Below are 14,115 nucleotides of genomic sequence, written 5' to 3'. Positions count from 1 at the left end.
GGTCTTCGACCTCGAACCCGGCGCTCGGCAACATAGACTTTAAGTGGTCCGCAACCTTCTTGGCTTGCGAAAAATCTGGGTTACCATGAGCATCAAGTAGCCCGTGAGATCTGAATTCTAGGTGCGTTCGCATAGCGGTAAGCTAAATAGCTTTCCGGCAGAAATACATCCCATCTCGATTGTTCTAGCCATGTGTCGATAGCAGGCGTCGATGGATTTTTTGCTTACAGATCCAGCCCGAAGATCAGATCGTCGAACACCGCGTCGCCGACCTGGAAGCGGCGCGATCCCACCAGTTCGCAACCGAGGCGGCGGTAGAAGCCGATCGCCGCGTCATTGCCCGAATAGACCCCGATCAGCAGGCGCTGCATCCCGCGTTCTCGCGCATGGGCGGTCGCTTCGTCGACCAGGCGCCGTCCGAGTCTGTGCCCGTGCCATTTGCCCATGACATAGATGCGCCGCAGCTCGATGTCGGTCGGGCCGGTCTCGATCGGCAGGTCTGGCGGGGTCAGCAGCGCGAAGCCGATCGGCGCGCGGGTCTGGGGGATTTCGGCGATCCAGGCGGCACCGGCGGGATCGCTCGTGAAGGCGCGCCAGGCGTCGGCGCTGTTCTTGCCTTCGAAGTGCTGCAGCATGTCGGGCAGGCCGATGATGTGCGCATAGGTTTCGAGGAAGGTCGCCGCGCCGACCAAAGCCAGCGCGGCGGCATCCTCGCAAACGGCCCGCCTGATGACGGGGTCCGTCATGATCAGCCGACGATTTCTTCCGGCTTGAAGAAATAGTCGATCTCGATCTTGGCGTTCTCGAGGCTGTCCGAACCATGGACCGAGTTGGCTTCGATCGATTCCGCGAAGGTCTTGCGGATCGTGCCCTCGTCGGCGTTCGCCGGGTTGGTGGCGCCCATCACTTCACGGTTGCGCGCGACGGCGTTCTCGCCCTCGAGCACCTGGACCACGACCGGGCCCGAGATCATGAAGCTGACGAGGTCGCCGAAGAAGGGACGCTCGCGGTGCACGCCATAGAAACCCTCGGCCTGTTCCTGGGTCATGTGGATGCGCTTGGAAGCGACGACGCGCAGGCCGGCCTCCTCGAGCTTGGCGGTGATCGCGCCCGTCAGGTTGCGACGCGTCGCATCGGGCTTGATGATCGAAAAGGTACGTTCGGTCGCCATCGGCGAGCGGCTCCATGTCTGTCTGGGTGGAAGATGGCGCGCCTTTAGTGGTTGCGCGGGCCGATGGCAAGGCAAGGCTGGCACCGCTGCCGCTCCATGATTCGCGCCATTGGCCGGGCGCCGCCGCATGGTAGAAGCAGGCCATCCATTTAGCGCGGAGTTTTCAATGTCTTTCGATAGCCCCTGGGGCCAGCCACAGTCGCACCATCGCAGCGCGAGCGTTGCCGACGATATCGATTTCGAGATCAAGGGTCAGGAACTGCAGTTCGTCGAGATCGAGCTCGATCCCGGCGAGAGCGCGGTGGCCGAGGCGGGCGCGCTCGTCTGGAAGGACGGCAGCATCAGCATGACGACGGTCTTCGGCGACGGCAGCGGCGGCGCCAACGAAGGCTTCATGGGCAAGCTGCTCGGCGCGGGCAAGCGCCTCGTCACCGGCGAAAGCCTGTTCACCACCGTCTTCACCCACCAGGGCCAGGGCAAGGCGCGCGTCGCCTTCGCCTCGCCGACGCCGGGCGCCATCCTGCCGATCCGGCTGGCCGATTATGGCGGCCGGCTGATCTGCCAGAAGGACAGCTTCCTCGCCGCCGCGCGCGGCGTGTCGATCGGCGTTCACTTCCAGAAGCGCGTGATGACCGGGCTGTTCGGCGGCGAAGGCTTCATCATGCAGAAGCTCGAAGGCGACGGCTGGGTGTTCGTCCAGATGGGCGGCACCGTGGTCGAGCGCGAACTGGCGGCGGGCGAGGAAATCCATGTCGACACCGGCTGCATCGCCGCCTTCACCCCCAGCGTCGATTTCGACCTGATCACGGCGGGCGGGGTCAAGAGCATCTTCTTCGGCGGCGAAGGCCTGTTCTTCGCGCGCCTGCGCGGACCCGGCAAGGTCTGGATCCAGTCGCTCCCCTTCTCGCGCCTCGCCGGCCGGATGATGGCCGCCGCGATGGGCACCGGGCAGAATCGCGGCGAGGGCTCGGTGCTGGGCGGGATCGGCGACCTGATCGGCGGCAATCGCTGAGGGCGGGCTCTTCCCCGCTTAATGTATAGACAAATAATTTCCCCAGACAGGATGCCCCCGCTCATGCGCACGATGCTCACCGCCCTCGCCTGCTCGATCTCGCTCGTGCCGGCCCTTGCGATTGCGGCCCAGCCCGCTCCCGGCTTCGACCTGCAGCGATATGCGCAGGATGTGAAGACGCTCGCCGACGACAGCTATGAGGGCCGCGCCCCCGCGACGGCGGGCGAGAAGAAGACGATCGACTATATCACCGCCCAGATGAAGGCCGCTGGGCTGCAGCCGGGCGGCACCGGCGGCGGCTGGACGCAGGACGTGCCGCTGCTCAAGTCCGACATCGTTGGCTCGCCGAAGCTGAGCCTGCGCATCGGCGACGCTGCGCCCCGCGCGCTGACGCAGGGCGAGGAGATCGCGGTGCGTGCCGCCATGACCGGGCAGAGCGAGGTCAAGCTGGCCGGCGCGCCGCTGGTGTTCGTCGGCTATGGCGTGAAGGCGCCCGAGCGCGGCTGGGACGATTTCAAGGGCACCGACCTCAAGGGCAAGATCATGGTCGTCCTGGTCAACGATCCGGACTTCGAGGGCGGCGAAGGCGATTTCGGCGGCAAGACCATGACCTATTATGGCCGCTGGACTTACAAGTATGAGGAAGGCGCGCGGCAGGGCGCGGCCGGCGTGCTCGTCATCCACGAGACCGCCCCCGCCTCCTATGGCTGGGCCACGGTCAAGAACTCGAACACCAACACGATGTTCGACATCGTCCGCCAGGATCCGGCCTCGGCGCACAGCCCGATGGAGGGGTGGATCCAGCGCGACCTCGCCGTCGACCTGTTCAAGGCCTCGGGCCTCGACTTCGAGGCGATGAAGGCAGCTGCCCGACGCAAGGACTTCAAGCCAGTACCGCTGAAGGCGACGCTCGACGCCGACTATGCGGTGAAGCCGGAGAAGATCGTCAGCTATAATGTGCTCGGGCGCCTGCCCGGCAAGGGCCATCCCGGCGAGACGGTGATCTATTCGGGCCATTGGGACCATCTCGGCGTCGGCCTGCCCGACGCGCGCGGCGACCGCATCTATAACGGCGCCCGCGACAATGCGACCGGCATCGCCGCGCTGCTCGAACTGGCGCGGACCTTCGCCAGGGCGCCGCGCACCGACCGCTCGATCGTCTTTCTTGCCGTGACCGCTGAGGAGAAGGGCCTGCTGGGCTCGACCTATTATGCCGCGAATCCGGTCTATCCCGCGGGCAAGACCGCAGGCGTCATCAACATGGACAGCATCGTCGGCGGCGGTCAGGCGCGCGACTTCTCCATCTCGGGCGTCGCCAAGCTCGGTCTGCTCGACATGCTGGTCACGCAGGGCAAGGCGATGGGCCGGACCTTCGTTCCCGATCCCAATACGCAGACGGGCGCCTTCTTCCGATCGGATCACTTCCCCATGGCGAAGGCAGGCATTCCGGCCGTCTCTTTCGAGCCCGGCATCGACCTGCTCAACGGCGGCGCGGCGCGGGGCAATGCGCTGTCGGAGGCCTATGTGAAGGACCGCTATCACCAGCCGGCCGACGAATGGAGCGACGATTGGGACCTGTCCAACGTCGCGCCTGACCTCACCCTGCTCTACGCGACGGGCCGCACGCTCGCCGACAGCCGGGAATGGCCGGAATGGAGCGCGGACTCCGAGTTCCGCGCGAAGCGCGACGAAAGCGCGGCGCTGCGCAAATAGGCAGGATCACGACCGTTCCCGGCCGTTGCGCAGGTCAGCGACGGTCGCGCCTTGCAGCACCGAGAATCCATTCATCGGCCTCTGGGACCGGATCATCGTTAGAATCCCGTATCGAAAGCGATAAAGTTAGTGTAACGATAACCGTGGTTGACGCGATGGAAGGGCTGTAGCCCGACACTGCGTCAAGTCGGGAATTTCCGAAGGGAGAAGGGCCACATTCGGGCGGGGGCTCCGACCTTCTCTCCCAAAGGGTTGTAGTTGCATCGTTTATTCGGGGGTTATCATGAAGACCATATCGAAGCTGTTGAGTGCGGTAGTCCTGGCGACGACGGTCGGTGGCACCGCTTTTGCTCAGGCAAGTGATTCGGAATCGACCACGAGTTCGGTTCGCATCATCCAGCCGATTGCCCTCACCAAGGTCAACAATCTTGCCTTCGGCACGGTTGTCCGCCCCGCTTCGGGCAGCAGCACGATCACCATTTCGACCTCGTCTGACACGCCGACGGTGGACAGCGGCACCGCCGTCCTGATCTCGGGCGGCACCCGGACGCGCGCGTCCTACACCGTCACCGGCGAAGGCGCGCAGACGGTGGCCATCACCGTTCCAGCCTCGGTCGTGATGACCGACGGGACCAACAACATCACGGTCACGCTGACCCCTGAAGCCACCACCGACACGCTGTCGGGCACGCTCGGCACGACCGGCGGCTTCTCGGGCGACGGAACGCTCTATGTCGGCGGCAGCTTCACGGTGACCAATACGACCGTCAGCGCAAACTACAGCGGTACCTTCTCGACCACCGTCGCCTATAACTGACGGACCGCCGCCCCGGCCCGTGCGATACCCGCCGGGCCGTGGGGACCGGCACCGAGGAGCAATGATGATCCGCTCGGGGACGACCTTCGCGGCGATGCTGCTCCTGTCCGCGGGGCTGACTCCATCAGCGTCGGGGCAGGGACAGTCCACTGCGTCCACCGACGCCGGAGTAACGATCACTCAGCCGAGCGGCGTCACCACCGAACAGGCGGTCGTCATCGGCGCGGTGACGGTGCCCCTTCTGACCAATATCGGGACCAGCGTGGGATCGACCTCCCTCCCCCTTCCAACGGGCTTTTCTGCCGCGCCGCGACTCAGCGTGGGAACCGAAGCTGCCGAGCAGATCGCCCAGGGAATAAGCCCCGGATTATCGAGCCAGGCAAGCTTCACCCTGCTCGGCAATCCCGATCAGGTTGTGTCGATCAGCGTGCCGCAAACCGTCTCGCTGCTGCGCCTCAACGGTCAGGGTGAAGTGGAATTCAGCACCACCACCAACATCACGGGTGGCGGCGGCACCCGGCTGGTCGCCTTCGGCAAGGACAGCGGCGCGCTCGCCTTCGACGTGGGCGGGGCACTTCAACCCAATGCCTCTGCGGAAGCGGGAAATTATGCCGGCGTCTTGGTGGTTGCGGTCCAATATAACTAGTATAAACCAAGCTTAGGGTTGGGCTACGGGCAGCGGGGATGCAGTTGGACAGGATGCAGGCCAGGCGACGGACAAAGGTGTCGCACCCGATCGCAGCCCTGTTGATGTCGGCCTGTCTCCTTCAGTCCGCTCCATCCTTCAGTCAGGCTGCCGAACCTGCGATCTCCGCTGGCGTGGCCAGCGTCAATCTCAATCCGAAGCGCGTGACCTTCGACCGTCTGGGCAAATCCGCAACGATCTCGGTGGCGAGCAGCAGCGGCACGGGGTCCTTCGATGTCGAGCTGATCGACCGCGTTATGCTGCCCGACGGACAGATCGTTCCTGCGAGCGACGCCGCCGGCAAGCCCGAATTCGAACGGCTCAAATCGGCCAGGGCCTATCTGGTCGCGACGCCACGTCGGATCAGGGTGGCGCAAGGGACCGGCCAGACGATCCGCATTCGCGCCGCATCGACGAGCGAGGTTCCGCCGGGCGAGTATCGCACGCATCTGACGGTAACCGGCATCCCGCCCGCCGACAGCGGGCTGACCGCCGAAGAGGCAGCCGGACGCAAGGAGGGCGAACTCTCCTTCCGGATCAATTCGGTGCTCGCTTTGTCGATCCCCGTCATCGTGCGCGTCGGCCCGGTCGATATCCGCGCCGCGATCGAGAAAGCGGCGATCAGCTTCGAGAATGTCTCGCCCGACGGGCAGGCGCCGGCGGTCCGCACCGCCATTTTGACACTGGATCTCGTGAGGCAGGGGGCCAATTCGCTGTACGGCGATATCGAGATAAAAGGGAGCAAGAAGCAGGGGGAGGAGCCGATCGGCGCAGTGCGCGGGATCGGCGTTTATCCGGAGATCGAGCGACGATATGTCCGGGTCCAGCTGACGCGCCTTCCAGCGCCAGGCGAGCGGATCGACATTGAGTTTCGCGATGACGATACGTCGCCGGGTAAAGTCCTCAGCAAGGCTTCCGTCGCCGCTCCGTGAGGCGACCGCCGACCACGGCGTGCTTGTCCCTGATGGCTGTCTCGTTGCTCGCTCCCGTGCCTGGGGAAGCGCAACCTGCCGGCTCAGCCACGCTCGTCGACTATATCGAGCCTGCCGGAAACCCGCTCGACGAGAATGACCTGCTGCTGGTCGAAGTCGTGCTCGATCGGCTCAACATCACCGACTCGCTGCCAGTCTATGCCTCGCAGGTCGGTCTGCTGATCCCGGTCGGCGAATTGTCGCGATTGCTCGATGCCGATCTGAACGTGCAGCTGGGTGAGAAACGGATCGTCGGCACGATCGGTGAGGCCCGGCGCTCGGTCGTCGCGGATCTGCCCAGCGGGGTCGTCCGGGTCGACGGCAATCTGCAACTGCTGCTCGCCGGCGACATGGTGGTCGGCGCCAACGATATCTATGTCAGGGCGTCATTGCTCGAAAAGCTGCTGCCGGTGCGTGTCCGGCTGGATGAAGCGGCCCTGCGTCTGGAGCTTGTCGCGCGCGAACCGCTGCCGATCCAGTCACGCCTCGACCGGTTGGCAAAGCTCCGCGGGCTGCAGAGCGGAGGCAGCACGCCCGCCGACGTTTATCGCGTCGACTCTCCGCCTGCGCTGGTGACCCTGCCCAGCTTCGATGTGCTGGTCGAGGCCGGCGCGCAGGAGCGCCCGCCCCCCTACCCCTATCGCTACGATGTCCGCGCGGGCGGCGATCTTCTGTTCAGCAACTTTCAGGGCTATGTCGGATCGGATCAGAAGGGCCGCCCGGTCACCGCGCGGATGCTGCTCGAACGGCGCGATGCCGATGGCGAAGCGCTCGGACCGCTCGGTTTCACCCGCGCTTCGGCCGGCGACATCTTCACCCCGGCCCTGCCCCTCGGCGCGCGCAGCCTTGCCGGACGGGGCGTGTCGCTGAGCACCGCGCCGCTGACACAGACCAGCATTTTCGGCCGGGTCGACCTGCGCGGCGAACTCCCGCTGGGCTATGATGTCGAACTCTACGTCAACGACGTGTTGCGCAGCGGCCAGTCGACCCCGGTTCAGGGGCGCTACGAGTTTCGCGACGTACCTCTGCAGCGCGGTGTCAACATCATCCGAATCGTCGCTTATGGCCCGCGCGGCGAACGCACCGAGGACGTGCGGGTCGTGAATGTCGGCGGCGGCCAGCTCGAACCGGGCCAGTTCAACGTCGACCTCGGCGTCGCGCAACAGGAGCGGACGGTGATCCGCTTCCCGTCACGCGACTCCAACGTGATCGCCAGCCCCGGCGTCGGCGACATGCGGATTACCGCCAACATGGCCTATGGCCTGTCCGAGAATGTCACGCTCGCCGGCGGCGTCGCCAGCTATTCGCCCAGCGGCAGGGGCGAACGGCTGTTGGCCACCGCCGGGGTGCGCACCTCGATTGCCGGCGTCGCGACCCAGATCGACGGCGCGGCCGACGAGCGCGGCGGGACGGCGGTCGCGCTGGCCCTGGCCGGCGAATGGATGAAGATCTCGACGATCGTCCGCCATTCGGAATATGGCGGCGGCTTCGTCGACGAGACGATTCCCCGGGGCGGCGACGGCAGACCATTGCGGCGGTCGAGCGAGCTCAACCTCGACTGGCAGCTGCGCCCGTCGCGCGGTTTCTCCATTCCCTTCTCGTTCCGCATGACGCGCGACCAATTTGCCAATGGCGACCGGAACTGGGCCGGCCTGTTGCGCGCCTCTGCGCCTATCGGCGGCCTCTATGTGTCCACCGGTTTCGATTTCGAACGGACCGAACCGGTGCTGGGCAGCGCGATCAACCGCCTGTCGGGACTCATCAGCCTGTCCTCCTTCGCCCTGTTCCAATGGCAGCTGCGCGCCGCAGTCGACTATCAGCTGCTGCCCGACCTGCGCCTCGGCGCGCTCTCGATCGTCGCCGATCGCAACATCGGTGAAAGCACCGCCGTGCGCATCGGCCTGGGCCAGAGCTTTCAAGGCGACCGGGACAGCACGATTCAGGTCTCCGCGATCCGGCGCCTGCCCTTCGCCGACCTGTCGCTCGACGCGCAGTATAGCCGCCCGCGCAACGACTGGCGGCTGGGGCTCCAGCTGGCGTTCAGTCTGGTTCCCGATCCGCTCGGCGGCGGCTATCTGCCGCGCAGGCCGGGGGCAGCCTCGGGCGGCAACGCCGCGATCCAGGCGTTCCTCGACGATAATGGCAATGGCCGCTTCGACCGGGGCGAGGAGCCGGTTGCCGGTGTCGTGACCAGCGGCTCGGGCGGTGAGGAGATCGTCACCGACGACAAGGGCCGGGCGCTGGTCACCGGCCTCGGCTATGGCACGGTCGCGCAGGTCCGCACGAGCCTCGACAACGTCCAGCTCGACAATGTCGCGGGACCACCGCCGGTGGCCGAATTCACGCCTCGCGCCGGCACCGTTGCTGTTATACGCTATCCCATCCAGGCGAAGGGCGAGGTGATGATCACCATCACCGTCCGGCGCGGGGATCGGAAGGTGGGGCTTTCGGCTGTGATGCTGCGTGTCGTGAATGAGAATGGGGAAGCCCATGAGGGCCGGACGGAGTTCGACGGCAGCGCGCTGTTCGATGCGCTGCGACCTGGAACCTACCGGCTGGAGATCGAGGAGACGCAGGCTCGCCGGCTGAACATGCGGCTAGCCGAACCGGTCAGCTTCACGATCGGCGCGCAGGGCGGTCCGGCACCGGATGTTCAGGCAATGGTGATATTCGAATGAGCGGCCGCTATATCCTGGTGGCGTTGGTCGCCCTTTTCGGCGTGGCATCCTATCCGGTGGTGGCGCAGACCTATACCGTCAATGCGATCAGCCCGATCACCGCCTATGGCGAAGTCGCGGCTGCGGTGTCCGGCACCACGGTGTTCGCCCAGACCAATACGACGGTGACTGTGCAGTCCGGCAGCGGCGCCCGGATCAAGGGCACGGTCCGTCGCGCGACGGTGACGATACGTTGCGCCGGCAGCGGCTCCCCCAACACCTGCTCCGTCGCCGGCAACCGGGCCCGGATTCGCGTCGGCGCGTTGAGCAGCACCGGTCGGGCGGGACTGATTCAGGAGTTCACGGCGATCAACGGGACCGGGACGATCACCGGGACGACGACGGGTTCGCTGCTCGATTTCACGATGACCGGCTGGACGAGCACCGGCAACCTCACCTTCCTGCTCGACACCAAGCTGCCGGTAGCGGGCGACAATACCGGCGGCGCGACCGGGGCCCAGACGAGCACCTTTTACGTCTATGTCGCCAAGGATCCGACGGTACCGACCACGGGTTCGACGGCAGCTGCAACCATCACCATTCGTCGGCCGCTGCAGATGGTGAAAGTGTCGGACCTCAGCTTCGGCACCCTGGTCCGCCAGCCTTCCGGAGCTTCGGCTTCGGTCATCGTCAACAACAGCACCGGCATCAGAACCCAAACCGGCAACGTCAATCTCATCGCCCTGCCGAGCCCAGCTCCCAGCCGCGCTCAGTACACCATCACCGGCCAACCGAGCACGACATTCGCGATCAGCTATTCGCCCACCGGCAATATCGTCATGTCGAACGGAGCCAGCACGTTGAGCGTTACGACGTCGAAGACCGCAACCGGCAATCAGACGATGCCGGCGACAGGCACGCTGACCCTTGGCGTCGGCGGGACGATCAGCGTGCTCTCGACTACGGCCCGCGGGCAATATTCGGGCAACCTCACGGTGACGGTGACCTACAACTGACGTCCAGGCCTCAGCTTCGGTGAAGCCTCAAGGCCGGTAATGCGCGGGGTCGCGGGTGTACCAGCTGCTCAGGGTCACGCGGTCGTTGCCGACCACCGGCCTCACACCGTGCGCCGCGCGTTCGTCGCTCGGGTAAAAGACGAGGCTGCCCATCCTGGGCCGGGACACATAGTGCCCACCCTGCCCGTTCCGGATGAAGGTCTCGCCGCCTTCGAAATCGTCGTTGCAATAGGTGACCGCCGAATAATGGCGGACCCCCAGCAGCGGATCGTCGCCGGGATAGCCGTCATCCTTATGCTCGGCCATCGCCTTGCCGGGGCGCCAGCGCACCAGATCGGTGAAATGGGGATAGACCACCTCGCGCTGGCACAGGCAGATCAGCTGGGCGATCAGGATACGGTAGGCGCCGATCGCCCTTCGCAGCTCGCCCTGCTCCCAATGATCGAAGGAAAAGGTATCGCCCGCATGCCATGGCAAGCGCTGATCGCCCGCCGCCAATATCTGCGGCCCGGTCCTCTGCCCGAGCAAAGCGCATAGCTGCTGGCACAGGACCGGATCGAGCGCATCGTCGAACCTGTGGATGAAGGGACTGCCCGTATCGATCTTCTGCACGTCTTCACCAGCCCCCCGATGGAGCACGACGCATAGCGCGTTTCAGCTGCCTTTCCACCCCGCCAATCCGAGCGGATCAGGGTATCAGCAGCGAGCTGTCGCCATAGCTGTAAAAGCGATATCCCTGTGCGATCGCATGCGCATAGGCCGCCTGCATCCGTTCCCGGCCCATCAGCGCGCTGACGAGCATGAACAGGGTCGACTTCGGCAGGTGGAAGTTGGTCATCAGACCATCGATCGCGCGAAAGCGATAGCCGGGCGTGATGAAGATCGAGGTGTCTCCGGCAAAGGGTCGGATGACCCGGTCCTCACCCGTGGCGCTCTCCAGCAGCCGAAGGCTGGTCGTGCCGACCGAGATCACCCGCCCGCCTGCGGCGCGGACGGCGTTGAGGCGATCGGCGACGTCGGCCTCGATCCGCCCCCATTCGGCGTGCATCCGATGGTCGTCTGTATCGTCGGCCTTGACCGGCAGGAAGGTGCCTGCGCCGACATGGAGCGTCAGCGTCTCGCTGGCGATGCCCGCCGCCGCCAGCGCCTCCATCAGGCGCGGGGTGAAGTGCAGCGCGGCGGTCGGAGCCGCCACCGCGCCCTTCTCGCGCGCGAACATCGTCTGATAATCGTCGAGGTCACGCTCGTCGGCGGCGCGCTTGCCGGCGATATAGGGCGGCAGCGGCATCGTTCCCGCCCGCTCAAGCAGAAGCTCGACCGGTTCGTCGCCCTCGAACTCGAGCAGAATCGAGCCATCGCCTCCACGATCGACCGCAAGGGCGAAGACGTCCTGGCCGAAATCGATGCGATCGCCGATCTTCACGCGCTTGGCGTTGCGGACGAAAGCACGCCAGCTGCGCAGCCCCTCGCGCTTGTGCAGCGTCGCGCCGATGCGCGCTTCGCCGCGTCGCCCTTCCAGCTGCGCCGGAATGACCCGCGTATCGTTGAACACCAGGCAATCGCCCGCGCGAAGGAGTTTCGGCAGGTCGCTGACCCGCCAATCGTCGAACGGCGCGCTCGGCCCGCGCACGTTCAGCAGCCGCGCGCTGTCCCGTGGGTCGGCGGGCCGGAGCGCGATATTCTCTGCGGGAAGGTCGAAGTCGAAGAGATCAACGCGCATATCAGTTCGGTTTGGCCGGAGCCTCTTCGGTTGCGACCTGATCGACCGCATTTGCGGTAGGCGACGGGCTGATCGCGTCGACGGCGGCGGCGGTACCGGTGGCCGGGCGGTCGCCTTCCTCACGCGCAGCCTTGGCCTGTTCCTTGGCCGCCTTGCGCTCGGACTTTTCCTGTTTCTTCTTCGCCTTGGCTTCGGCCTCGGCCTTTTCCTCGGCGTCCTTGCGCGCCTGCTTGGCCGCCTTGCCGGTCAGGACCGGAGCCGCCTCTGCGGCCTTTGGCGGCGGCGGCACGAACGCGGCCGGGGCCTGGCCGAGATCGTCGGATTCAATCGAGGCATGGACGATCTTCGACGGATTCGCGGGCGGTTCGCCCCGCTCGAGCGCATCGACGAACTGCATGCCCGACACGACGCGACCGATCACCGTATAGTTGCGGTCGAGCGTCAGGTTTGGCTGAAGCATGATGTAGAACTGACTGTTGGCGCTGTCGGGGGACTGGGCGCGCGCCATCGCCATCGCTCCGCGGACGTGCGGCAGATCGTTGAACTCGGCCTTCAGGTCGGGAAGGTCGGACCCACCCTCTCCGGTGCCCTGCGGATCGCCGCCCTGCGCCATGAAGCCCTCGATGACGCGGTGGAAGATCAGGCCATCATAGAAATGGCGGCGCGTCAGCGTCTTGATCCGGTCGACCGAATAGGGCGCCTGATCCGGGCGCAGCTGGATCTTGACCCGGCCGCCGGTGGAAAGGTCGAGGTTCAGGATATTCTGCGGGTCCTGCGGCGGAGGCACGTCCCCCGCGACCTGTGCGACACTGGTTCCGGCCATGAACAGGCCGGCAAGGGCCGCGACAATCAACTTCGAACGCATCAGATCCATTCTCCAACCGCGCAGGGCGCGGGTTCCTTACTCGCAGCGGGCTTGCGGTCGGCTGAACCGCCCGGCCCTTCAGCTACCCTTCTTACCGATCTTTTCGACGCGCGCGACGACTTCCTGCACCACCTGCGCGGGAACGAAACGATCGATCGCGCCGCCATAGAGCGCGATTTCCTTGACCAGGCGGGATGCGATCGGCTGCAGGGCGACATCCGCCATCAGGAAGACCGTCTCGACCCGGTTGTTCAGTTGCTGGTTCATCCCCGCCATCTGATACTCATATTCGAAGTCGGCGACGGCGCGCAGGCCGCGGACAATGATCGACGCGCCCATGCGCTCGGCGAAATCCATCAGCAGCGAGTCGAATGCGACGATCTCGATCCGGTCGCTCAGATCGGCAGTTTCCCTGCGGACCATCGCCAGCCGCTCGTCGAGTGTGAACATCGGCGACTTGGAAGGGTTGGTGGTTACCCCGACGACCAGCCGGTCGACCAGCTTCGCGCCCCGTCGGATGATATCCATATGACCCAGGGTGACCGGGTCGAACGTGCCCGGATAGACGCCGATGCGCATGTGCATTCCCCCCTTATATCAGCGGTCTCGCCGGACCGTGTAGGCGGCGATATCCCGCAACAGATCGGCTTCCGCGCCGAAGGCGGACAGATGGCCGATCGCCTGTTCGCTCAACAGCGCCGCCTGTGCGCGTGCGCGTTCGATGCCGAGCAACGAGACGAAGGTCGCCTTGCCGGCTGCTTCGTCCTTGCCCACCGCCTTGCCGGTCGTGGCGGCATCGCCCTCGACGTCGAGAAGATCGTCGGCGATCTGGAAGGCGAGACCCAGATCATGCGCATAGCCGCGCAGCCGCGCCCTGCCTTCAGGCGGCACGCGCCCCAATATCGCCCCCGCCTCGACCGAGAAGGCGATCAGCGCGCCGGTCTTCAGCTGCTGCAGCCGCGTGACGATGCCGAGGTCCTGCACGAGCGAGGGCGCCGCCATGTCCATCGCCTGCCCGCCGACCATGCCGGCCGGGCCGGCCGCCGCCGCAAGCGCGGTGACGAGTTCGCAGCGCACGAAGGGATCGGGATGAGTCGCCTCGCTGCCGATGATCTCGAACGCGAGCGCCTGGAGCCCGTCACCGACCAGGATCGCCGTCGCCTCGTCATAGGCCTTGTGGACGGTCGGCTTGCCCCGACGCATGTCGTCGTCGTCCATCGCCGGCAGGTCATCATGGACGAGGCTGTAGACATGCACCGCCTCGATCGCGAGACCGACCCGCAGCGCGCATTCGGGGTCGACCGCGAACAACCGGGCAGCAGCCGAAACCAGCAAAGGACGCAGCCGCTTGCCTCCGCCGATCGCTGCGTGGCGCATCGCCTCATAGAGCGGGCGGCGGCTGTCCTCGGGCGGCGTCAGCAAAAGGTCGAAGCGGGCGTCGATCTCCCGCGCGATCGCGGCTATTTCGGTGGCGAGGCGGTCGCTCAT

Annotated in this window: 14 protein-coding genes; 7 read left to right on the top strand and 7 right to left on the bottom strand. The window is 65.8% G+C overall.

Annotation, left to right across the window (positions count from 1 at the left end; all coding sequences use genetic code 11):
* Window positions 1-224: 224 nt before the first annotated feature.
* Together ACNI3R_RS04910 and ndk are read right to left on the bottom strand one after the other, a co-directional pair.
* A complete protein-coding gene (locus ACNI3R_RS04910) occupies window positions 225-746 on the bottom strand; it encodes a GNAT family N-acetyltransferase (protein WP_426180460.1) in 522 nt (173 codons plus the stop codon).
* 2 nt (window positions 747-748) lie between these two features.
* The gene (ndk, locus tag ACNI3R_RS04905) at window positions 749-1,171 is read right to left on the bottom strand and encodes a nucleoside-diphosphate kinase (RefSeq protein ID WP_426180458.1); all 423 of its coding nucleotides are present in this window, start codon (window positions 1,169-1,171) and stop codon (window positions 749-751) included.
* A gap of 166 nt (window positions 1,172-1,337) precedes the next feature.
* On the opposite strand from ndk, the gene ACNI3R_RS04900 reads away from it, so the two are divergent.
* From ACNI3R_RS04900 to ACNI3R_RS04870, 7 genes are all read left to right on the top strand, one after another.
* Complete coding sequence (locus ACNI3R_RS04900) at window positions 1,338-2,183, top strand: TIGR00266 family protein (RefSeq protein WP_426180457.1); 846 nt, start codon at window positions 1,338-1,340, stop codon at window positions 2,181-2,183.
* Between the two features lie 63 nt (window positions 2,184-2,246).
* On the top strand, window positions 2,247-3,896 hold the full coding sequence (locus ACNI3R_RS04895; RefSeq protein ID WP_426180455.1) for a M28 family metallopeptidase: 1,650 nt from the start codon (window positions 2,247-2,249) through the stop codon (window positions 3,894-3,896).
* A 283-nt stretch (window positions 3,897-4,179) separates the two neighbouring features.
* On the top strand, window positions 4,180-4,713 hold the full coding sequence (locus ACNI3R_RS04890) for a DUF4402 domain-containing protein (RefSeq protein ID WP_426180453.1): 534 nt from the start codon (window positions 4,180-4,182) through the stop codon (window positions 4,711-4,713).
* 61 nt (window positions 4,714-4,774) lie between these two features.
* Window positions 4,775-5,359, top strand: a complete 585-nt coding sequence (locus tag ACNI3R_RS04885; RefSeq protein WP_426180451.1) for a DUF4402 domain-containing protein — start codon at window positions 4,775-4,777, stop codon at window positions 5,357-5,359.
* Window positions 5,360-5,463: 104 nt separating this feature from the next.
* Window positions 5,464-6,330: a fimbrial biogenesis chaperone gene (locus tag ACNI3R_RS04880; protein WP_426180450.1), complete on the top strand. Its 867-nt coding sequence runs from the start codon at window positions 5,464-5,466 to the stop codon at window positions 6,328-6,330.
* A gap of 32 nt (window positions 6,331-6,362) precedes the next feature.
* Window positions 6,363-9,047, top strand: coding sequence for an MSCRAMM family protein (locus ACNI3R_RS04875; protein WP_426180448.1), 2,685 nt, complete (start codon window positions 6,363-6,365; stop codon window positions 9,045-9,047).
* Window positions 9,044-10,042 carry a DUF4402 domain-containing protein gene (locus ACNI3R_RS04870; RefSeq protein ID WP_426180446.1) on the top strand — a complete coding sequence of 333 codons (999 nt, stop codon included), beginning with the start codon at window positions 9,044-9,046 and terminating at the stop codon, window positions 10,040-10,042. Before ACNI3R_RS04875 ends, ACNI3R_RS04870 begins: the two co-directional genes overlap by 4 nt.
* A 27-nt stretch (window positions 10,043-10,069) precedes the next feature.
* On the opposite strand, the gene ACNI3R_RS04865 is transcribed toward ACNI3R_RS04870, so the two are convergent.
* The 5 genes from ACNI3R_RS04865 to ACNI3R_RS04845 all read right to left on the bottom strand — a co-directional run bounded on the left by ACNI3R_RS04865 (window position 10,070) and on the right by ACNI3R_RS04845 (window position 14,115).
* The gene (locus tag ACNI3R_RS04865; RefSeq protein ID WP_426180444.1) at window positions 10,070-10,654 is read right to left on the bottom strand and encodes a 2OG-Fe(II) oxygenase; all 585 of its coding nucleotides are present in this window, start codon (window positions 10,652-10,654) and stop codon (window positions 10,070-10,072) included.
* 76 nt (window positions 10,655-10,730) lie between these two features.
* Window positions 10,731-11,762, bottom strand: a complete 1,032-nt coding sequence (queA, locus tag ACNI3R_RS04860) for a tRNA preQ1(34) S-adenosylmethionine ribosyltransferase-isomerase QueA (protein WP_426180442.1) — start codon at window positions 11,760-11,762, stop codon at window positions 10,731-10,733.
* 1 nt (window position 11,763) lies between these two features.
* Window positions 11,764-12,627, bottom strand: coding sequence for a peptidylprolyl isomerase (locus tag ACNI3R_RS04855; RefSeq protein WP_426180440.1), 864 nt, complete (start codon window positions 12,625-12,627; stop codon window positions 11,764-11,766).
* Window positions 12,628-12,705: 78 nt separating this feature from the next.
* Entirely contained in the window at window positions 12,706-13,206 is a 501-nt protein-coding gene (gene coaD, locus ACNI3R_RS04850; RefSeq protein ID WP_426180438.1) for a pantetheine-phosphate adenylyltransferase, read from the bottom strand.
* Between the two features lie 18 nt (window positions 13,207-13,224).
* The gene (locus ACNI3R_RS04845; protein WP_426180436.1) at window positions 13,225-14,115 is read right to left on the bottom strand and encodes a polyprenyl synthetase family protein; all 891 of its coding nucleotides are present in this window, start codon (window positions 14,113-14,115) and stop codon (window positions 13,225-13,227) included.

The sequence above is a fragment of the Rhizorhabdus antheiae genome (assembly GCF_049889055.1).
GTDB lineage: Bacteria > Pseudomonadota > Alphaproteobacteria > Sphingomonadales > Sphingomonadaceae > Rhizorhabdus.
Note: the sequence above shows the minus strand (reverse complement) of the source record. Positions and strands in the feature narration are given on the sequence as shown.

Coding starts and splice junctions, on each gene's coding strand:
- ACNI3R_RS04910 (WP_426180460.1), bottom strand. CDS start 746: ATGACGGACCCCGTCATCAGGCGGGCCGTTTGCGAGGATGCCGCCGCG.
- ndk (WP_426180458.1), bottom strand. CDS start 1,171: ATGGCGACCGAACGTACCTTTTCGATCATCAAGCCCGATGCGACGCGT.
- ACNI3R_RS04900 (WP_426180457.1), top strand. CDS start 1,338: ATGTCTTTCGATAGCCCCTGGGGCCAGCCACAGTCGCACCATCGCAGC.
- ACNI3R_RS04895 (WP_426180455.1), top strand. CDS start 2,247: ATGCGCACGATGCTCACCGCCCTCGCCTGCTCGATCTCGCTCGTGCCG.
- ACNI3R_RS04890 (WP_426180453.1), top strand. CDS start 4,180: ATGAAGACCATATCGAAGCTGTTGAGTGCGGTAGTCCTGGCGACGACG.
- ACNI3R_RS04885 (WP_426180451.1), top strand. CDS start 4,775: ATGATGATCCGCTCGGGGACGACCTTCGCGGCGATGCTGCTCCTGTCC.
- ACNI3R_RS04880 (WP_426180450.1), top strand. CDS start 5,464: ATGTCGGCCTGTCTCCTTCAGTCCGCTCCATCCTTCAGTCAGGCTGCC.
- ACNI3R_RS04875 (WP_426180448.1), top strand. CDS start 6,363: ATGGCTGTCTCGTTGCTCGCTCCCGTGCCTGGGGAAGCGCAACCTGCC.
- ACNI3R_RS04870 (WP_426180446.1), top strand. CDS start 9,044: ATGAGCGGCCGCTATATCCTGGTGGCGTTGGTCGCCCTTTTCGGCGTG.
- queA (WP_426180442.1), bottom strand. CDS start 11,762: ATGCGCGTTGATCTCTTCGACTTCGACCTTCCCGCAGAGAATATCGCG.
- ACNI3R_RS04855 (WP_426180440.1), bottom strand. CDS start 12,627: ATGCGTTCGAAGTTGATTGTCGCGGCCCTTGCCGGCCTGTTCATGGCC.
- coaD (WP_426180438.1), bottom strand. CDS start 13,206: ATGCGCATCGGCGTCTATCCGGGCACGTTCGACCCGGTCACCCTGGGT.
- ACNI3R_RS04845 (WP_426180436.1), bottom strand. CDS start 14,115: ATGAGCGACCGCCTCGCCACCGAAATAGCCGCGATCGCGCGGGAGATC.